Origin of the sequence: Flavobacterium salmonis, from assembly GCF_903819435.1 — a bacterium.
Lineage (GTDB): Bacteria > Bacteroidota > Bacteroidia > Flavobacteriales > Flavobacteriaceae > Flavobacterium > Flavobacterium chungangense.
Genome location: NZ_CAIJDP010000089.1, coordinates 120,399 through 139,110, shown reverse-complemented (window position 1 = coordinate 139,110; position 18,712 = coordinate 120,399). Strand labels below are relative to the sequence as shown.

Here is an 18,712-nt window from a genome sequence, read left to right as displayed (position 1 = left end):
GTATAGAAGGAATATGTAAAATTTACTTTTTATAATTTTTAAACGCATTTGGTTAATGATCGAATGCGTTTTGCATTTAGAAATACTGTATTGAAAATAAATCGATTAAATTAATTTTCTTATTTTCGTTTAAACCTAAATAATTAGTACCCTAATTACATAACCTAGTTAATATGAAAATACAAAAAATAAATTTTGAAGAAGAAATCACATCAAAATTAGATCTTCAACCAATTTTGATGGATCGTTTAGGTAATGTTGTTTTATTAGCAGGAAAAAATGGTTCTGGAAAAAGTAGAACACTTCAATTAATTAAGCAACAAATTAATATTTTTCCTGATAATGAAGAAATTAAAAGATTGGAAGACGGAATCAAAAATCATAATGAAAGTATTTTAAAATTTGATCTTGATATTAAGCGTATAGATTCGAAATTAACTAATGAAATTTTATCCAAGGAACAGACTAATCCGATAAATGAAACTAAATCAAATATTTTATCAAATATAGATATTGCAAAGAGAAACGTTAAATCTTGGAGCGAAAAACTACAAAACAAAAATAATTTTTTGATTTTTCCAGAAAAAAAAGATGGTTTACTAGTTGATTTTGTACCTCAATCTTTAAACCTAGTTGATAGTTTTACTATTTCTCCGCAACAACGTGACGGTCATGCTAAATTAATTTATAATATTGGTATGAATAATGTTTCGCTTGGAGCTATTTCAGCAATTGAAAAGATTCAAAGGAATTTTGTAGATGCAAGTGTTCCGGATGATTCAAATATAAGTGAAGAGGAAAGAAAAGATATATTATTTCAATATGAAAAATTAAAAAGCTACATAAAATTATTTCTAAACACTGATTTAAAAAGAACTAAAGATGGTTATCCTGAAATTTTTGGCAAGCGTATAGGTGAAGCAAACCTTTCAAATGGGCAAATAATTCTATTACAATTTTGTATGGCGCTTTATGGACAAGAAGTTAATTTAGAAAATGTAGTCATATTTATGGATGAGCCAGAAAATCACTTACATCCAGCAGCTTTAATTGAAGTTCTTGATAAAATTATTCCTCATATCAAAAATGGACAGTTATGGATTGCAACTCATTCAATTAATGTATTAGCTCATTTTGACCCATCTTGCATTTGGTATATTGAAAAAGGTAAGATTTCTTATGCAGGCGATATACCTGAAACAGTTTTAGCAGGTTTATTGGGAACTGAGGAAGAAATCGAAAAATTATCGCATTTTTTATCTTTGCCTGCTCAAATGGGGAGTAATAAATTTGCATATGAAAGTTTGTTTTATCCTGAAGTATTAATAACTGGTTTAAAAGATCCTCAGGTAGCACAGATTCATGACATTATAAAAAAACGCGCTGAATCAAAAGAAAAATTAAAAGTTCTTGATTTTGGGATTGGAAAAGGAAGATTGCTTTCTACTATATATGAGAATGAAAGGTTAAGAAATTCAGATATCACTGAGTGGTTGGATTTTTATGGATACGATAAATTTGATGGTAATAAAGATATTTGCATTAAAGTATTTGAAGATATTTATGGTAGTTCAGATAATAGATATTTTAATGATACAACACAACTGTTATCAACGCATGATGAAAATACCTTCGATATTATTGTAATGTGTAATGTATTTCATGAAATAGAGCCAAATGAATGGTTAAATTTATTCAATTCTATAAAGTCTCCTTTTAAATTGCTTAAAGAGGAAGGCTATTTATTGATTGTAGAAGATCAGTTTTTAGCAATTGGAGAAAAAGCACATGCAAAAGGATTTTTAGTTTTTGATCAACTTGAATTCAAAAAATTATTTAAAATTACTTCGGAAGATGGCTATGTATCTACAGACTATAGAAAGGATGGACGATTAAAATCACATCATATTCCTAAAAAGTGTATAACTAGAATAGATGCTAAATCAAAAATAGAATCATTAGAAGTATTAATTCAAAACTCAAAGGATGCAATTAAAGAATTAAGAAAAACTACTGAACCAACATTTAAGAATGGTAAAAGACATGGTTTTTGGTCTCAACAATTAGCAAATGCTTCATTAGCATTAGAAGAATTAAGTTAAAATACTTTTTTGATAAAGCGAACGTTCCCCCCACGAACCCAAAGTTTCCCCTCTCCAATTTGTCATTTCGACGTAAGGAGAAATCTCCGTAAGTAGCTCCGTACAGAATGTCGCCCATCTTTGTAGAGTTTCTCGTGAAGATTTCTCCTCCGTCGAAATGACAATATTATGGTTATCTTTAAAGAACTCAATCTTTACCAATAATCTTTCCAACATTACTCAAAAACTCCATTTCCTCCAAAGGAAACAGCTGAAGCACAGTTTCTAAAATAAGTCCCACATTAATAGGTTCATTGTTTTTTTCAACAATTTTAGGTGTTTCCGGATCCAGCGCCAAAATACACAATTTAAGCAGGTCGGTAATTAAGCCGCCGAGTTCGACATAATTAGAAACCTTAATTTGAGCGATGTAGGCTTTTGAATTGTCAGGAGTCGGTTTTAGTGTTTGAAAAGACCGGGCAGATAATTTTTTGAGAATTTCTAAATTTATAATTTCAGTGGTTTCCATTTCGTTGGTTTTTGAGTGTGAATTGTTTTAGAATTTGACTTTTAGAATTTGTTATTATCAGAAAAAATGTATTTTTGTTTCACACTGCAAGAAAGAAATAGATTACACGGTATCAAATCATTTTTTGCCGTATGATACGGCACTAAATATGTTTTTTACATATTTCTTGTTAATGAACTTAATTGTTATCTTTGAATTATGAGCACACTTACAAAACCAAATCATATAGGGCGAAAAATAAGCCGCATTCGTGAACTTCGTGATATGAAACAGGAAGCTTTGGCACAGGCTTTAGGAACAAACCAGCAAGCTGTTTCGGCTTTAGAAAACAGTGAAACCATTGATGAGCAAAAGCTTATTGAAGTTGCAAAAGCGCTTGGTGTAACGGTTGAAGCCATTAAGAATTTTTCTGAAGAAAGTGTAATCAATTATTTTAATAGTTTTAATGAAGTTGTAAATAATAGCCATTTTGGAAATAATAATAATTGCACTTTCAATCCATTAGATAAATTAATGGAAACTGTAGAAGAAAATAAAAACCTTTACGAACGTTTGCTTCAGGCAGAAAAAGATAAGATCGAATATTTAGAAAAATTACTTAAAGGGAAATAATATTCCTAAAAAGGTATTGATAAACAACAAAAGACAGCTCCAAAAAGCTGTCTTTTTAATTTCAAAATAAAAATGACGCATCAGCAAATACTGGATAAATTAGCATCAAAAGCATTAGTACAAAATATCGATGATGATTTTGCAAGGCTCACTGCAAAAGCGATGGCGTATGCCAAACATGACGCAAAAATTGCTGAAAATCTTACAGGTTATATTCTTCCTAAAATCTTATTGCGCTGGAATTGTGTTCTAAATGCCGATCATACAGAAGTTACAGATAATTATAAACGTACAACATTTGTGGCGTTAGCGGTAATTCTTCATAAATACGGACTCAAAGATTCTGAAATTACAGAAAAAGCAATAGACGCAATTGATGCTTTAAACCGCGATGTTGTTTTAAGCGATGACTTTTTTAGAAAATCAGATCAGATAAAAAAACTAATTTGTTCAGAACCCGTTCCGCTCAGGCGCAAACCATCATTGCCTGATAATATTACTTTCTACAGACCAAAGGATGTAATTGCTATTCAGCTCGATAAACATTTTTATTGTGCTTATGTACACAAGCTTTCACGCCCCAACGAAAGCCCTATAATAGAGTTTTACGATACAATATTTGATAAAGTTCCTGAAATTCAGGAATTAGAAAAGTTGCCTGCAAAAGGAAAATTGTACAATGATGGCAGTAAACGTGTTTCTAAATATGCCGTTTCAGGAATCAAGTTTTTGCCCGATTTGGCAAATCAAATCAAACTTATACATTCAAATGTTGAAACTTCGCCTTCTAATGCTCATCTGGAAGAATCTGTAGGGCTGTATGCCGTTATGGATATATTTGAGATACAAAATGAAATTGAGCGACTTTTTTAGCTAATAGTTTTTATTAAAAAAGATGTTTCTTTGTACTTATTTTTGCCTATCTAAAATTAGAAATTAAGTTATGACTGAAAAATTTACGCTTACCGGCGGAGCAAGAATCGGAATGGCAAATGCCAGTTTTCCTTTGGCCGATTTATATGTTGACAAAGAGGTTTTAAAAATTAACGCATCAATTGTTGGTAATTTGGTATTTCAGCCAAAAGACATTATTTCTATAGAAGCGTACAGTTCGGTCCCGATAATTGGAAACGGAATTAAAATAAACCACAGAATAGAAAAATACAATTCAAAAGTTATATTCTGGACTTTTAAGAATCCGACCACAGTTATAAATGAAATTAAAAAGACGGGATTTTTAGAAAATACAAATTCAGAAATAAGTACAGAAGATTTGAAAATTCTTGAAAGGCAAAATCAAGGAGGATTTCCAATTAAAAAACCGGTTGCTGTGTTTTTTATAATAGCATGGAACTTGCTTTTTTTGTCTGATATAATTCCCTTTATGCTGCAGGATAAAAAAGAAGGACTTCCGATTGGAATTGGTGTGAAACTAGCTCTTGGTCTGGTTTTTATAAGCTCAATTTTAGCATTAGTTTCAGAGAAATTCAGAGGGCTGATTCTAAAAGAAGGAAGAGAATTTGATGATATTAAGAAATTTATATATTTAACTGCTTTTATAATCGGAATGTTATTTATTCAGTTTACAGTTATGAATATTTAATTGCAATAAATAGATTACGCAATTTGTGGTAAAGCGATTGCCAAAAAATAATATAGTTTTATCAATCATTAATCTATGCGAAAAATAATTCTTTTTCTTTTATTATTTACAATAGTGCTTTTGGGTACGATAATCCTATTAGAAAATTCTAAAGAAAACGTTTTTAAAGCTTCTGAATTCAATAAAAAAACACCACACAAACTGACCAAAAGAGTAGATGCCGTAAAACAGCTTATAGGCAATAACTCCAAATACAATAATAAGATAGCCTTTTTTATAGACATGAAAATCAAGTCTGGGAAAAACAGATTTTTTATATACGATTTAAAAAAGAATAAAATAATTGATCAGGGATTGTTTGCACATGGCTCCGGATCTGAAACCGGAATAAAGGATAAACTGCGATTCAGCAATGTCAATAATTCACTTTGTACAGCATTAGGGAAATATTATATCGGATACAGTTATAATGGAGATTTTGGAAAAGCATATAAACTTTATGGCTTAGACAAAACCAATGATAATGCTTTTTTAAGGAATATTGTTTTGCATAAATACAGCAAAGTTCCGTACGAAGAACAAGACAATCCAATTTGCAACAGCTATGGCTGTCCGATGGTAAATGAAAAATACTATGCGAGGATAGAGAAACTGATTGACAGTTCTGATAAAAGAATTGTTTTGGACATTTATTATTGAATGTTACCGGTTGCAGTATCGAAGAAATTTGTTAAAAAATCAAACCTTCTTTTTTACCGTTCCTTTTGTTTTCAGCTTTTCAAGAATAGCATCGGCTTTTTCGTTTTCGCAGATGAATCTTAGGGATTCTGCATAACGGTAATAATATACAGGTTCTAAATCGGCAGTCATGGCAAATAGTTTATCGTACCATTCGGCTGCTTTTTCGAGTTTAAAATGTGAATAAGACGAATCTCCTAATTTTTGAAATAAATCTACAGACTTGTAGCCTTTTGCAGCAACTCTTTCATAGGTTTTCATTACATCAACATAAGCATAAGTGTCGCTTACTTTGTCAGTAATAAAGACTTTTTCATTTTGGGCAGCAGCACTGAATGAAAAAAAAGTCCCTAATATTAAAATAACAAGTCTGTTTTGCATACCCATTGGTTTAAGAGAATATCTGGATTTTTTGTTTTTTTTGTTTCGCAAATATATCTAAGTCAGTGATATAAGGTGTGTTTGGGTGGTTTTTTATGAATTTTAACTATTTCAAGCGTGTTATCTAAAAGTTTTCAGACATTTTTAATGGAGAAAAATGTTCAATGAAAACTATATGGTCTAATTTTATGGATTCAACCAGTATCATTATGACTATCCAGGAGTATTGTAACAAAATCAACGCTTTAAAAGCAGATGAAAATATTTCTCCGCTATTTGATGGTATAGATTTAGAAAACAGTGTTTTAAAAATTTTACAAAATACTACGCAAACTTATTTTACTACTGAAGCCATTTGTAATCAATCTGTTCCTGAAACTGTTATTCTAAATAACGAAATTGTAAAACTATTTGCAGATCATTTGGGCTTGCTGTTTCTGAGTGAAAGAGAAGCCGGAAATGTTTGTTTTGCCAATAGCAGCGAATTACGTCCTGAATTCAGGCAAAGTTTCATGGCCATAGAGTTGTTAGATTATATTTATGCATTTGTACATTCTTCTTTTTATAAAGAATTTCAAAAAATAGCTATTACATCAGAAGCTGATATTTTTTGGGAACTGGTAAAAATTGGAGCCGGTTTAAGGAAAGAAATTAAATAAAAAAACAGCTCATATGGAGCTGTTCTTAAATAGGGGGCAATATGATTAACGACGAAAAGCCGGGCTTTCGTTTACTGATTGGTCTAACGCAATTGTTTTTGATTTTTTATTAGAAACAGTAATTTTATGATTTACTATTTTGTTGTTTTCCAAAACTTTTAGATAATAAGTTCCGGCAGGATAACTTTCAAGGTTTAGGGTTTTTGAAACTTCTAATTCGTTTGTAGAAAATTCTCCTGTGTAAAGTAAGTTTTGTTTTTCGTCAAGAATTGAAAAATTTGATTTTTCGTCAGCGTTTAATGTAAAGCTTACTACTTTTCCATTTCCGGTTTTGATATACGTACATAATCACTTTTTTCATTACTTGCATACGTACTTAATGCTGTTAATAATACAGCTACAACAAAGCTCAGTCTTAAAATTTGTTTCATCTCTTTTTCTAATTTTAATTTTAATTTCTAATTCGTGGTATTGGCGAAACTACAAATAGTTCTCTTATTTCAAAATTTTTACTGTTTTATTTTTCAATAGTAAGTTGTTGAATTCAAAGGTTTTCCATTGTTTTACTAAGATACTTACGTGTTTATTGATGTTTTGAATTTGTTTTTTTAAATTATTTTTAAAGTTTTAACATTCAGTTACTTGTGTTTGTTAAGTGATATTTTGTTGAATTTTTTTTGCTTTTTGCATTTATTTCTGAGATGTGAGAAATATATAACAAAAAAAACAGCTCAAGAACCACCAAGAGCTGTTTTAAAAACCGTAAGGTTTTAAACTTTACTAACTATCTAACCTCATTTTTATACTTATGAAAAGCATAAACTTTTTTAGCGTACTGCTACGCTTGTATTGTTTGCAGAAGAACCTGCTTTATATATTGATGTAACTGCTTGTCTTGATATCACAGCAACATTGTCTTTTATAGTAATTTGGTGTCTTGTAGTTTTTACACTGTCTTCTACCTGTAAGAAATAAGTTCCTGTTGGAAATTCTTCGAAGCTGAATGTTCTTAGGATTCCGCTTTTGCCAGAAGCACTTTCAGAATAGATAAGATTACCATCTACATCGTATATTGATAAGTGTGCTTTTTTTACATTGTTTAATGCAAAAGTTACTTCACTACCGTTTCCTTTAATTACATGAAGAGCAAAATCTCCATTTCCGTCGATTGCATAAGTACTTGTTCCAAAAAGTACTGCACATACTAAACTTAATTTTAATGTCTTTTTCATGATATATTTTTTTAAATTATTTCGTCTATTTCTATACTGCTAAATTACTGCAGATGTAAGGTAAAGTACACAACCCTATTTGCTGATATATATGCTATATTCTCATTTACGAAACCGTTATATGTTAAATTTTAAATTATTGTTGGAGTTTTGATCGATTTGATTATAATTTTTTAAAATTTCACTTCAAATTACGAATATAAAAATCATTGCATTGTTTTTGTTAGGATGTGGTAATTTTAAGTAGGAAAAAATTAGCTTATAATAATTTTTACCTACTTTGAAATTGCATAAAGTATAATTTAGGAGTAAGATTTGTTGCTTCTGTTGTTAAAAAGTATGTAAAAAGACGAAAATAGGATATAAATCGGTAGAAATGAATTTTGCCAGAAATTACAAATTTGTGGAAATTTATCAATGCTGTCATTTAATTTATTTTCAAAAAGTATTTTAGAGATCTGATAGATTTTCTAAAAAAAAAAGAAATAAAAAAAACAGCTCCATAACCACAAAGAGCTGTTTCTGAAAACAATTAAGTTTTAATCTTTTACTATCTAACCATTTTTATACAATTATTAAAATTGTAAACAGTTTTAACGAGCGGCTACAGTTGCATTTTTAGCATTATTTGTTTTGTAAAATGATGAAATTGCTTTTGCAGACAAAACTGTTTTGTTATCTGTAATTGTAATTTCATGTCTTACTATTTTTATGCTGTCTTCTGCTTCAAGGAAATAAGTTCCTTCAGGAAATTCTTCCAGGCTAAATGTTCTCAAAATTCCATCTTTACCTGAAGCACTTTCAGAATAAATCAGAGTACCGTCCTGGTCGTAGATTGTTAATTTTGCTTTTTTTACATTGTTTAAAGCAAAAGTGATCAGTTTTCCGTTCGCTTTTAATACATGAAGATTGAAGTCTTCATTACCATCGATTGCATAAGTACTTGTTCCAAAAAGTACTGCTAATACTAAACTTAATTTTGAAATCTTTTTCATGACAATAGTTTTTAAATTGTTAGTTCTAATTATCTGATGCTAAATTACTTACGAAATATGTTATTTTGCATAACCCTATTTGCCGATATATGTGCTGTATTCTCATTTACGAAACCGTTATAGGTTAAAATTTAAATTATTATCACTGTTGACGTTAATTTGATTGTGATTTGATAATTTATTTAAATAATTGACAGGCATAAAAAAAGGGGTTTATCTCGCTATTGATCAAAATATGGAACAAAAAAAACAGCTCAAGAACCACCAGGAGCTGTTTTGAAAACCGTTAAGTTTTAAACTTTACTAACTATCTAACCTCATTTTATACTTATGAAAGTATAAACTTTTTTAGCGTACTGCTACACTTGTATTGTTGGCAGAATAACCTGCTTTGTAAACTGATGAAATTGCTTTTGATGATAATGTTGCAACACCGGCTGTAATCGTAATTTCATGTTTTGTAGTTTTTACACTATCTTCTACTTCTAAGAAATAAGTTCCTTCCGGGAATTCTTCAAAGCTGAATGTTCTTAGGATTCCGCTTTTGCCTGAAGCACTTTCAGAATAGATAAGGTTGCCATCTGTATCGTAGATTGATAAGTGTGCTTTTTTTACATTGTTTAATGCAAAAGTTACCTGGTTCCCGTTCCCTTTAATTACATGAAGAGCAAAATCTCCATTTCCATCAATTGCATAAGTACTTGTTCCAAAAAGTACTGCACATACTAAACTTAATTTTAATGTCTTTTTCATGATGTATATTTTTAAATTATTTCTTCTTATTTGATACTGCTAAATTACTTCAACTATACGGTAATGTGTACAACTCTGTTTGCTGATATATATGCTGTATTCTCATTTACGAAACCGTTATAGGTTAAAATTTGAATTATAATTATTGTTAACGTTAATTTGATTGTTATTTGATAATTTGTTTAAATGAATGACAGTATTGAAAAAGATGCTGATTTATGATATTTATAAAAAATATTGAACTGAAAAAAAGCAAAAAAAAACAGCTCAAGAACCACCAAGAGCTGTTTTGAAAACCGTAAGGTTTTAAACTTTACTAACTATCTAACCTCATTTTTATACTTATGAAAGCATAAACTTTTTAGCGTACTGCTACGCCTGTATTATTACCAGAAATTTCTGTTTTATAAACTGATGATATTGCTTTAGATGATAAAACTATCTTGTTATAAGTAACAGTGATTTGATGTTTTGTTGTTTTTTCTTTATCTTCTATCTTTAATATGTAAGTTCCTTCCGGAAAATCTTCAAAAGTGATTTTTTTTAGGATTCCATCTTTTCCTGAAGCTTTTTCAGAATAAAGTACAGTACCATCCTGATCGTATATCATTAATTTTGCTTCAGTTACATTTAATCCAAAAGTAACTTCATTACCTTTTTCTTTAATTACATGAAGAGAAGAATCTTCATTTCCGTCGATTGCATAAGTACTTGTTCCAAAAAGTACTGCACATACTAAACTTAATTTTAATGTCTTTTTCATGATATATTTTTTTAAATTATTTCTTCTAATTCTATACTGCTAAATTACTTCAACTGTAGGGCAAAGAGCACAACTCTATTTGCTATTATATATGCTGTATTCTCATTTACGAAACCGTTATATGTTAAAATTTGAATTATTCTTGGAGTTTTGGCGAATTTGGTTATTATTTTTCAAAATATATCTTTCAATTATGAATATGATGTTCTTTGGTTTGTTTTTGTTTTAATTGTGTAATTTTTGTAGGAAAAAAATAGGATTATTATAATTTTTGGGTAGTTGATAATTCCTAAAAGTTTAATTTTGTACCTTCTAAAACATGTTTTATTGAAAATAAATAGTAAAAACAAGGAAAACGAGGGTAAAATGACCAAAAATGGATTCTTCCGGATTTACTGTATCGATGCTGAATTAACAACTCTATCGGTTTAAAAATAGAATTTTATTTGTGGCTTCAAATTTGCATGATTCCAATTCCGAAAGAAGACATAAAAATAGATCAGGAATCGGTGAGAGGTTGTTGTGAAACGATTTGATAATTTTATAAAGTATTTAGTTTCTTTTTTTGAAATAATATTCAATGGTTTACATATAAAACACGAATATTATATCTCTTATTTAATAGTGAAAGATTTTTTTAGTAATTTTTTAAACTCCTTTTTCAAATATTCCTTTTCACTTTTATTGTTTAAGAGAGTCAAATTCATTACTTTAATTTTACCTTTTTAATAACATTGATTTTTAAAATTAATGTCTAATTTTATTCTGTTAAAAACAATTCGGTTTTTTATTGAATACTATGTGTTATTCTTAGTTACGAAAGCGTTGTAGGTTAAAATTTAAATTTTTTTAGGTATTTTTGTTAAATTTGCTCTTATTATTTAATCATTACGAAATGAAACCAATTGCCCCAGCTCTTGAAATAATATCAAACTCATACGGAAGCTCGTTTACTTACACTAAGCATGCTCAAAAGACTAATAGTAAATCCCATTTATTACATTACCATCCTGAAATTGAAATTGTTTTTGTTAATGGAGGAGCGGGAAAGAGACAAATAGGGAGTCATATTTCGTATTATACGAACGGTTCCCTGATTTTGATAGGTTCTAATTTGCCGCATTGCGGATTCACAAACGAAAAAACGGGTAATACAGATGAAACCGTAATTCATTTTAAACCTGATTTTCTGGGAGGAGATTTTTTTGGAATTCCTGAAATGAAAAAAATTCAACAACTTCTTGATCAGGCAAAAGCGGGTATAGCATTTGGAGGTGAAACTAAAAAAAGAATTGGAACTAAAATGGAATTGATGGAGAACAAATCTCCGTTTGAGCGTTTCCTGACTCTTTTGAGTATTTTAAAGGATTTAGCGACTTCAGAAGAATATACTGTTTTAAATGCAGATGGGTTTATACTCGAAATGCAGGTACCGGATAATGATAGGATTAATGTTGTGTTTAGTTATGTAAAAGATCATTTTCAGGAGCCAATTTCAATAGACGAAGTCTCTAAATTGGTCAGTATGACCACGCCGTCTTTCTGTCGTTATTTTAAAAAAATATCAAATAAAACATTCACTGAATTCGTCAATGAGTACCGTTTGGTACATGCTTCCAAACTTCTGGCAGAGAAACCTATTAGTATAAATGAAGTATGTTATGAAAGCGGATTTAATAATTTCAGTCATTTCAGCAAGTCATTTAAACAATATACCGGCAAAAGTGCTTCAGAATACAGACAAGAGCATCGGGCGATGATCATGTAAACAGATTGTACTTATTTTTAATAGAAAACCATCAATTTTGTTGATGGTTTTTTTATGCTGTTTTGGGATTATCTGATTCTTAAAAAGTATATTTATGTTCTTTTAAAAAAAATAAAATCATGAAGTATTTTAAAATTTTACTATTTCTATGTGTACTGTCTTCCGGAATTTCGCATGCTGCAAAAGTAGATACGCTGCAAATTGCCAGTACGGCAATGAGTAAAACATACAAGGCTGCTATTGTGTTGCCTAATTCATATGCCAAAAGCAAATCGGCATTTCCGGTAATGTATTTATTGCATGGCGCTTACGGACATTTTGATGACTGGTTAAAAAAGACGCCGGACAGTGAACTTGTAAAGAACTTAGCGGATCAGTATAATTTGATTATCGTAATGCCCGAAGGTGAAACATTTAGTTTTTATATCGACAGTCCGGTAAATACAGGAAGCCAGTTTGAAACCTTTGTGACTAAGGAAGTAATTCAGAAAGTAGACAAAACATACAGAACTATCGCGAATAAAAATGGGCGTGTCATTACCGGACTTTCTATGGGAGGCCATGGAGCATTGTACTTGTCTGCCAGAAATCCTGATTTATTTTGTGCAGCCGGAAGCATGAGTGGCGCAGTTGATATGAGTGTAATGCTCAATCGTGATTCTTCTGCTCAGGTTCTTAAATTAATTGAACCTGTTTTTGGCGACAAGAGTAATGATATAAAAATGTATGAGCAGCATGCGGTATTAAATATGATGGATAAAATAAAAGCCAATAAACTGCCACTGATTATTGACTGTGGCATAGATGATTTTTTAATTGAGCCAAATAAGGAATTGCATAGAAGATTAGTATATAATAAGGTAGAACACGATTATAGTGAAAGACCGGGAGCGCACACTTGGGAATATTGGGAAAATGCATTGCCATTTCATGTATTATTTTTCAATAAAATAGTGCTTAAAAATCAGGTAGTTGTAGGGAAATAATAAAAAATAATACCAAAAGGCATTCAATTATTTTTTTTGGTTTGATTTTTGGAATACCTTTAATATATAAACCTTTAAAATAAAATATATTATGAAAAAGATATTGACACTTTTCGCAGTTGTTGGATTATTTGCATTCTCTGGTTGTTCGGATGATGAAGAGGATAATGATACTATTAGTTATGTTTATGAAATTACTAAAGTTAACTTCAGTTCAACCGTTGAGTCTGAAATATATGAAAATTTCAATTCTAGGATATATTCTGGTGATGTTATTTTGATTTTCAGATATGATGGACCTGATCCTGATACTGGACGCGATATTTGGACTCCGCTTCCAGAATCTCATTATTATAGTAATGGTTCACTTCATTTTGCTTATAAATATGATTTTACTCAAGATAATGTTAGAATTTATACTCAAGGATTTGGGTTAAATACTAATCCTATACCGTCAGATTTTGTGGTTGATCAAATATTTCGTATCGTAATTGTTCCTGGTGATGATGGAATTAATACTAATAAATCAGCCAATAAACCTGACTATTCAAATTACTATGAAGTTATCAATAAATATAATATTGATGTTAGCAATATTCGAAAATTATAATAGCAATAATTTATTTTATAAAAAAAGGAAATCTTACGATTTCCTTTTTTTATGGATATATGTTTTTCAGAATTTAATCCAAATCAACATCCGTAAGTTCTTTTTCTTTTCCAAATTTTAAAGAAACCAAAATTCCAACTAAAAGTGAAAGGGCGATAAATCCTAAAGAAGCCCATTCCGGAACTTGTATATAATCGTGAAGCAGCATTTTTAATCCTACGAAAGCTAAAATAGCGACTAAACTATATTCCAGATAACTGAATTTTGCCAGCATATTGGCTAAAAAGAAATACATAGAACGCAATCCTAAAATGGCAAAAATATTAGAGCTAAATACCAAAAACGGGTCTGATGTAATGGCGAGAATTGCCGGAACACTGTCAACGGCAAATAAAACATCCATAACCTCAATTACTATTAAGGCAACAAATAGGGGAGTTGCTGCTTTTTTTGCAGTTTTAGTTGTAACGAAAAAATTTTCTCCCTCCATTTCGGATGTAATCGGAATAATTTTTCCTAATGTTTTGTATACAAAAGAATCTTTTGGATGAAAATCTTCATCTTCTCCTGAAAACAGCATTTTTATAGCGGTAAAAATCAGGAAAATTCCAAATATATAAGTTGTCCAGCTAAATTTATTGATTAGTAAGACACCAAAGAAAATCATAAGGCCACGAAAAACAATTGCTCCCAGAATTCCCCAGAATAAAACACGATGCTGGTATTTTTGAGGTATTTTGAAAGAAGCAAAAATGATGGCGATTACAAAAATGTTATCAACGCTTAACGAAAGTTCTATTAAATATCCTGTAATGAACTTCATTGAAGCAACTGCAGGTTTTAGATTATCCGGGTTTGCAATGTAATCTGTTGTGTATAGCCAGTAAATAACTCCTGAAAAAAGAAATGACAATGTTACCCAAATCAATGTCCATTTGCTGGCTTCTTTGGTGCTAATGATATGTGGTGTTTTGTTGAACACACCTAAATCCAAGGCAAGAATAAAAATAACAGATAATAAAAATAAAGTCCAGACTATCATAATGCTCTGTATTTAAAGTGTATATACAAAGATAGGTCTTGAAAATTAACTTAAAAAGTTAATTTTATAAGAATGTTTCTTTTGAAGTTCGTGATTTGTTATGTCAGAAAATAGAAATGTTAAGGTTTTTAATCGTTATGGCGATAAAGCAGCAGAAGTTAAAAGTTTGTCGGATTGTTAAATAAAAAAAAGTGCCATCTAATGATGGCACTTTTTAGTATATAACCTAAGCTTTGAATTATAGCGCTGATTTTACAGTTTTGATAATTCTTGCAGCAATTTTGTATGGATCACCGTTTGAAGCAGGTCTTCTGTCTTCCAACCATCCTTTCCATCCTTTTTGAACAGTAATTAAAGGAATTCTGATTGAAGCTCCTCTATCTGAAATTCCGTAAGAGAAATCATGGATAGAAGCAGTTTCGTGTTTACCAGTTAAACGTTGGTCATTGTAAGCTCCGTAAACTGCAATGTGCTCAGCAGTAACAGGACGGAAAGCTTCACAGATTCTTTCGTAAGTAGCCTGGTCTCCGCATGTTCTTAAGATGTTGTTTGAGAAGTTAGCATGCATACCTGAACCATTCCAGTCTGTATCTCCTAGTGGTTTTGGGTGGTATTCAATATAGTAACCATATTTTTCAGTCAAACGATCTAAAAGGTAACGAGCAACCCAGATTTCGTCTCCGGCTTTTTTAGCACCTTTAGCGAATAATTGGAATTCCCATTGTCCACAAGCAACCTCCTGGTTAATACCTTCAAAGTTGATTCCTGCAGCGATACATAAATCAGCATGCTCTTCTACTAATTTTCTTCCGTGAGTGTTTTTTCCACCTACAGAACAGTAGTACATACCTTGTGGAGCAGGATAACCTCCAACAGGGAAACCTAATGGCAATAAAGTTTTAGTATCCATGATGAAATACTCTTGTTCAAAACCAAACCAGAAATCATCATTATCATCATCAATTGTAGCTCTTCCGTTAGATGGGTGTGGAGTTCCGTCAGCGTACATAACTTCAGACATTACTAAGTATCCATTAATACGAGTTGGATCCGGATAGATTGCAACTGGAACTAATAAACAGTCAGAAGAACCGCCTTCAGCTTGTTTTGTTGATGAACCATCAAATGACCAGTTCCCAAGTTCTTCTAATGTTCCTTTGAAATTTTCGTGCTCTTCAACTTTAGTTTTACTTCTAAGATTTTGAGTTGGTTCGTATCCATCTAACCAAATGTACTCTAACTTAATTTTAGCCATAATAATATAAATTAATTTTTTTTGTTTTTTCGCTGGGTCAAATATAGATTTATTTTTTAAGTCGTAAAAATTAGGGGGTATATTTTGTTTCAATAGATATAATTTTTTACATAAGCGCAATTTAGGTAGGGGTATATTTAAAAAATAGCAATTTTTTAATGTTTTAAATATAAATTCGTAATAAACACCTTTGTTTTTTAAATTTATTTCTATCCAAATTATGAAAAATTGTTGATTTACTTAGTAATATTCGTATGTTTTGTTATATTTTTTAAAAAGCATTTCAGAATTCTTTACAAAATGAACCTTTTATTGCTAAAATGCTTTTCAAAAATCTAAAACTTATGATTAAAAAAGGCTTTTTTATTGTTTATATTTGTTCTTCTTTATTTAATCAAAATTAGTACGAATTTTTAAACTTATATACATGTCAACACTACGTTTTCAAGCCTTAAAGGAAGCTTCTTCAAGAAAGCCGGTACATTTTGAAGAAATTGACAGAAAGTCAACTATTTTTGGGGCGAATGTTTTTAATGAAAAAGCGATGAAGCAATATTTAACTTCAGATGCTTTTAAAGGAGTGAGGGATGCCATTCAGCACGGAACTAAAATAGACAGAAAGCTGGCAGATTATATTGCCATGGGAATGAAAGAATGGGCTCTTGCAAAAGGAGTTACACATTATACGCATTGGTTTCAGCCGCTTACCGGAACTACAGCAGAAAAACACGATGCATTTTTTGATATATCATATGACGGAAGCGACCCTGTAGAGAAATTTGGAGGAGCACAATTGGTTCAGCAGGAGCCTGATGCATCAAGTTTTCCGAATGGCGGAATCAGAAATACCTTCGAAGCCAGAGGATATACAGCCTGGGACCCAACTTCTCCGGCATTTATATATGGTACAACTTTATGTATTCCTACCGTATTTATTGCTTACACAGGAGAAGCTTTAGATAATAAGATTCCGTTGTTAAGAGCTTTATCAGCAATGGATGAAGCAGCAACAGAGGTTTGTAAATATTTTGACAAAAACGTAAAAAAAGTAACAGCTACTTTAGGTTGGGAGCAAGAATACTTTTTGATTGACAAAGCCTTGGCAAATTCCCGTCCTGATTTAATGATGACCGGGAGAACTTTATTGGGGCATACTTCGGCAAAAGGACAACAGTTAGACGATCATTATTTCGGATCCATTCCAACACGTGCCTTAACTTATATGAGAGATTTAGAGCAGGAATGTATGTTATTAGGAATTCCGGTAAAAACGCGTCATAATGAAGTAGCACCAAATCAATTTGAATTGGCTCCAATATTTGAAGAAACCAATCTTGCTGTCGATCATAATTCTTTGTTGATGGATGTTATGCAAAAAGTAGCAGAGCGTCATGATTTTAAAGTTCTATTTCACGAAAAACCTTTTAAAGGCGTAAACGGTTCAGGAAAGCATAATAACTGGTCACTGGCAACAGATACAGGAGTTAATTTATTGAGTCCGAGTAAAACACCAATGAGTAATTTACAGTTTTTAACGTTCTTTATTAATACCATAAAAGCAGTTAACGATTACGAAACCTTGTTAAGAGCTTCTATTGCAACAGCCAGTAATGACCACAGGTTAGGAGCAAATGAAGCACCTCCGGCAATTATTTCGGTTTTTATTGGCGAGCAGTTGACAAAAGTTTTAACGGAACTGGAAAGTGTAACTACTGGTAAATTATCTCCAGAAGAAAAAACAGATTTAAAACTAAACGTGGTTGGTAAAATTCCGGATGTTCTTTTGGATAATACCGACAGAAACAGAACGTCACCGTTTGCTTTTACAGGAAATAAATTCGAATTCAGGGCTGTTGGTTCAAATTCGAACTGCTCGAATGCAATGACTACTTTAAATGCTATTGTAGCCAAGCAATTAAAGGATTTTAAAATTGAAGTAGATACTTTGATTGATACCAAAGGTTTGAAAAAAGATGAAGCAATTTTCAATGTTTTAAGGGAGTACATCAAACAATCGAAAAAAATACTTTTTGAAGGAGACGGCTATAGTGATGCCTGGGAAAAAGAAGCAGCCAAAAGAGGTTTAAGCAACTTTAAAACTACTCCGGAAGCCATTAAAGCCAAAGTTTCTAAACAAGCTTTAGATTTATTTGCCGAATTAGGAATTTTGAATCATGTTGAAGCAGAAGCTCGTTATGAAATAGAATTGGAGGAGTATACTAAAAAGATTCAGATTGAAGGAAGAGTTTTGGGAGATATTTCAAAAAATCATGTTATTCCAACCGCAATACGTTACCAAAATGCCTTAATTGAAAATGTAAAAGGCCTAAAAGAAATTTTTGGCGCAGCATTTGAAACTATTGCTAAAGAACAAATTATTCTGATCAAGGAAATTTCAGGTCATATAGAAGGTATCAGTTCAAAAGTGGAGGCTATGACAAACGAAAGAAGAACAGCAAACCATTTAACAGATGCTCAAAAAATGGCTGAGGCCTATTGTAATAAAGTAATACCTTATTTTGAGGATATTCGTAATCATTGTGATAAATTGGAATTATTGGTTGATGATGAAAGCTGGACTTTAACTAAATACAGAGAGCTTTTACTTACGAAATAGAATAAGTTTTTGTAATATATATAAATGCCTTTCCATTTTATGGAGAGGCATTTTTTTATGTTTAGAGGTAACAATTGTAAATAGAATC

The 18,712-nt window shown here is 31.0% G+C and carries 18 protein-coding genes; 10 read left to right on the top strand and 8 right to left on the bottom strand.

Features of this window, described 5'->3' with window-relative positions; genetic code table 11:
• Positions 1 to 173: 173 nt before the first annotated feature.
• Entirely contained in the window at positions 174 to 2,102 is a 1,929-nt protein-coding gene (locus tag FLACHUCJ7_RS22770) for an AAA family ATPase (RefSeq protein WP_180910641.1), read from the top strand.
• A gap of 187 nt (positions 2,103 to 2,289) precedes the next feature.
• Here FLACHUCJ7_RS22770 and FLACHUCJ7_RS22765 read toward each other — a convergent pair whose 3' ends face one another.
• Positions 2,290 to 2,610: a hypothetical protein gene (locus FLACHUCJ7_RS22765; RefSeq protein ID WP_180910640.1), complete on the bottom strand. Its 321-nt coding sequence runs from the start codon at positions 2,608 to 2,610 to the stop codon at positions 2,290 to 2,292.
• Positions 2,611 to 2,808: 198 nt separating this feature from the next.
• On the opposite strand from FLACHUCJ7_RS22765, the gene FLACHUCJ7_RS22760 reads away from it, so the two are divergent.
• The 4 genes from FLACHUCJ7_RS22760 to FLACHUCJ7_RS22745 all read left to right on the top strand — a co-directional run bounded on the left by FLACHUCJ7_RS22760 (position 2,809) and on the right by FLACHUCJ7_RS22745 (position 5,524).
• The gene (locus tag FLACHUCJ7_RS22760; RefSeq protein WP_078229364.1) at positions 2,809 to 3,222 is read left to right on the top strand and encodes a helix-turn-helix domain-containing protein; all 414 of its coding nucleotides are present in this window, start codon (positions 2,809 to 2,811) and stop codon (positions 3,220 to 3,222) included.
• 72 nt (positions 3,223 to 3,294) lie between these two features.
• On the top strand, positions 3,295 to 4,095 hold the full coding sequence (locus FLACHUCJ7_RS22755; RefSeq protein ID WP_180910639.1) for a hypothetical protein: 801 nt from the start codon (positions 3,295 to 3,297) through the stop codon (positions 4,093 to 4,095).
• A 70-nt stretch (positions 4,096 to 4,165) separates the two neighbouring features.
• Positions 4,166 to 4,825, top strand: a complete 660-nt coding sequence (locus tag FLACHUCJ7_RS22750; protein WP_180910638.1) for a hypothetical protein — start codon at positions 4,166 to 4,168, stop codon at positions 4,823 to 4,825.
• A gap of 75 nt (positions 4,826 to 4,900) precedes the next feature.
• On the top strand, positions 4,901 to 5,524 hold the full coding sequence (locus FLACHUCJ7_RS22745) for a murein L,D-transpeptidase catalytic domain-containing protein (RefSeq protein ID WP_180910637.1): 624 nt from the start codon (positions 4,901 to 4,903) through the stop codon (positions 5,522 to 5,524).
• Between the two features lie 39 nt (positions 5,525 to 5,563).
• Here the strand turns inward: FLACHUCJ7_RS22745 and FLACHUCJ7_RS22740 are convergent, their stop codons facing one another.
• A complete protein-coding gene (locus FLACHUCJ7_RS22740) occupies positions 5,564 to 5,944 on the bottom strand; it encodes a flagellar motor protein MotB (protein ID WP_180910636.1) in 381 nt (126 codons plus the stop codon).
• Between the two features lie 164 nt (positions 5,945 to 6,108).
• On the opposite strand from FLACHUCJ7_RS22740, the gene FLACHUCJ7_RS22735 reads away from it, so the two are divergent.
• Positions 6,109 to 6,603 carry a hypothetical protein gene (locus FLACHUCJ7_RS22735; protein ID WP_180910635.1) on the top strand — a complete coding sequence of 165 codons (495 nt, stop codon included), beginning with the start codon at positions 6,109 to 6,111 and terminating at the stop codon, positions 6,601 to 6,603.
• An 827-nt stretch (positions 6,604 to 7,430) separates the two neighbouring features.
• Here FLACHUCJ7_RS22735 and FLACHUCJ7_RS22730 read toward each other — a convergent pair.
• The 4 genes from FLACHUCJ7_RS22730 to FLACHUCJ7_RS22715 all read right to left on the bottom strand — a co-directional run bounded on the left by FLACHUCJ7_RS22730 (position 7,431) and on the right by FLACHUCJ7_RS22715 (position 10,346).
• Entirely contained in the window at positions 7,431 to 7,835 is a 405-nt protein-coding gene (locus FLACHUCJ7_RS22730) for a T9SS type A sorting domain-containing protein (protein WP_180910634.1), read from the bottom strand.
• A gap of 593 nt (positions 7,836 to 8,428) precedes the next feature.
• Positions 8,429 to 8,830, bottom strand: a complete 402-nt coding sequence (locus FLACHUCJ7_RS22725) for a secretion protein (RefSeq protein ID WP_180910633.1) — start codon at positions 8,828 to 8,830, stop codon at positions 8,429 to 8,431.
• A gap of 348 nt (positions 8,831 to 9,178) precedes the next feature.
• On the bottom strand, positions 9,179 to 9,583 hold the full coding sequence (locus FLACHUCJ7_RS22720; protein ID WP_031456596.1) for a T9SS type A sorting domain-containing protein: 405 nt from the start codon (positions 9,581 to 9,583) through the stop codon (positions 9,179 to 9,181).
• A gap of 361 nt (positions 9,584 to 9,944) precedes the next feature.
• Positions 9,945 to 10,346 carry a T9SS type A sorting domain-containing protein gene (locus tag FLACHUCJ7_RS22715; protein WP_078229357.1) on the bottom strand — a complete coding sequence of 134 codons (402 nt, stop codon included), beginning with the start codon at positions 10,344 to 10,346 and terminating at the stop codon, positions 9,945 to 9,947.
• A gap of 895 nt (positions 10,347 to 11,241) precedes the next feature.
• Between FLACHUCJ7_RS22715 and FLACHUCJ7_RS22710 the strand changes: the two genes are divergently transcribed.
• The 3 genes from FLACHUCJ7_RS22710 (at position 11,242) to FLACHUCJ7_RS22700 (ending at position 13,710) form a co-directional block, all read left to right on the top strand.
• Positions 11,242 to 12,114: an AraC family transcriptional regulator gene (locus FLACHUCJ7_RS22710; protein ID WP_031456594.1), complete on the top strand. Its 873-nt coding sequence runs from the start codon at positions 11,242 to 11,244 to the stop codon at positions 12,112 to 12,114.
• Between the two features lie 119 nt (positions 12,115 to 12,233).
• The gene (locus FLACHUCJ7_RS22705) at positions 12,234 to 13,100 is read left to right on the top strand and encodes an alpha/beta hydrolase (protein WP_180910632.1); all 867 of its coding nucleotides are present in this window, start codon (positions 12,234 to 12,236) and stop codon (positions 13,098 to 13,100) included.
• 91 nt (positions 13,101 to 13,191) lie between these two features.
• Entirely contained in the window at positions 13,192 to 13,710 is a 519-nt protein-coding gene (locus FLACHUCJ7_RS22700; RefSeq protein WP_180910631.1) for a hypothetical protein, read from the top strand.
• Positions 13,711 to 13,783: 73 nt separating this feature from the next.
• On the opposite strand, the gene FLACHUCJ7_RS22695 is transcribed toward FLACHUCJ7_RS22700, so the two are convergent.
• Both FLACHUCJ7_RS22695 and FLACHUCJ7_RS22690 read right to left on the bottom strand, forming a co-directional pair.
• On the bottom strand, positions 13,784 to 14,752 hold the full coding sequence (locus tag FLACHUCJ7_RS22695) for a TerC/Alx family metal homeostasis membrane protein (protein ID WP_180910630.1): 969 nt from the start codon (positions 14,750 to 14,752) through the stop codon (positions 13,784 to 13,786).
• Positions 14,753 to 14,990: 238 nt separating this feature from the next.
• Positions 14,991 to 16,007: a glutamine synthetase beta-grasp domain-containing protein gene (locus FLACHUCJ7_RS22690; protein ID WP_031456589.1), complete on the bottom strand. Its 1,017-nt coding sequence runs from the start codon at positions 16,005 to 16,007 to the stop codon at positions 14,991 to 14,993.
• Between the two features lie 427 nt (positions 16,008 to 16,434).
• On the opposite strand from FLACHUCJ7_RS22690, the gene FLACHUCJ7_RS22685 reads away from it, so the two are divergent.
• Entirely contained in the window at positions 16,435 to 18,624 is a 2,190-nt protein-coding gene (locus tag FLACHUCJ7_RS22685; RefSeq protein WP_180910629.1) for a glutamine synthetase III family protein, read from the top strand.
• The last annotated feature ends 88 nt before the right edge of the window (positions 18,625 to 18,712 follow it).

Excerpts from the sequence above, each read along its gene's own strand:
- FLACHUCJ7_RS22725 (WP_180910633.1), bottom strand. The coding sequence starts at position 8,830 with ATGAAAAAGATTTCAAAATTAAGTTTAGTATTAGCAGTACTTTTTGGA.
- FLACHUCJ7_RS22770 (WP_180910641.1), top strand. The coding sequence starts at position 174 with ATGAAAATACAAAAAATAAATTTTGAAGAAGAAATCACATCAAAATTA.
- FLACHUCJ7_RS22735 (WP_180910635.1), top strand. The coding sequence starts at position 6,109 with ATGAAAACTATATGGTCTAATTTTATGGATTCAACCAGTATCATTATG.
- FLACHUCJ7_RS22750 (WP_180910638.1), top strand. The coding sequence starts at position 4,166 with ATGACTGAAAAATTTACGCTTACCGGCGGAGCAAGAATCGGAATGGCA.
- FLACHUCJ7_RS22765 (WP_180910640.1), bottom strand. The coding sequence starts at position 2,610 with ATGGAAACCACTGAAATTATAAATTTAGAAATTCTCAAAAAATTATCT.
- FLACHUCJ7_RS22755 (WP_180910639.1), top strand. The coding sequence starts at position 3,295 with ATGACGCATCAGCAAATACTGGATAAATTAGCATCAAAAGCATTAGTA.
- FLACHUCJ7_RS22705 (WP_180910632.1), top strand. The coding sequence starts at position 12,234 with ATGAAGTATTTTAAAATTTTACTATTTCTATGTGTACTGTCTTCCGGA.
- FLACHUCJ7_RS22740 (WP_180910636.1), bottom strand. The coding sequence starts at position 5,944 with ATGCAAAACAGACTTGTTATTTTAATATTAGGGACTTTTTTTTCATTC.
- FLACHUCJ7_RS22690 (WP_031456589.1), bottom strand. The coding sequence starts at position 16,007 with ATGGCTAAAATTAAGTTAGAGTACATTTGGTTAGATGGATACGAACCA.
- FLACHUCJ7_RS22730 (WP_180910634.1), bottom strand. The coding sequence starts at position 7,835 with ATGAAAAAGACATTAAAATTAAGTTTAGTATGTGCAGTACTTTTTGGA.
- FLACHUCJ7_RS22685 (WP_180910629.1), top strand. The coding sequence starts at position 16,435 with ATGTCAACACTACGTTTTCAAGCCTTAAAGGAAGCTTCTTCAAGAAAG.
- FLACHUCJ7_RS22760 (WP_078229364.1), top strand. The coding sequence starts at position 2,809 with ATGAGCACACTTACAAAACCAAATCATATAGGGCGAAAAATAAGCCGC.
- FLACHUCJ7_RS22710 (WP_031456594.1), top strand. The coding sequence starts at position 11,242 with ATGAAACCAATTGCCCCAGCTCTTGAAATAATATCAAACTCATACGGA.
- FLACHUCJ7_RS22720 (WP_031456596.1), bottom strand. The coding sequence starts at position 9,583 with ATGAAAAAGACATTAAAATTAAGTTTAGTATGTGCAGTACTTTTTGGA.
- FLACHUCJ7_RS22700 (WP_180910631.1), top strand. The coding sequence starts at position 13,192 with ATGAAAAAGATATTGACACTTTTCGCAGTTGTTGGATTATTTGCATTC.
- FLACHUCJ7_RS22715 (WP_078229357.1), bottom strand. The coding sequence starts at position 10,346 with ATGAAAAAGACATTAAAATTAAGTTTAGTATGTGCAGTACTTTTTGGA.
- FLACHUCJ7_RS22745 (WP_180910637.1), top strand. The coding sequence starts at position 4,901 with ATGCGAAAAATAATTCTTTTTCTTTTATTATTTACAATAGTGCTTTTG.
- FLACHUCJ7_RS22695 (WP_180910630.1), bottom strand. The coding sequence starts at position 14,752 with ATGATAGTCTGGACTTTATTTTTATTATCTGTTATTTTTATTCTTGCC.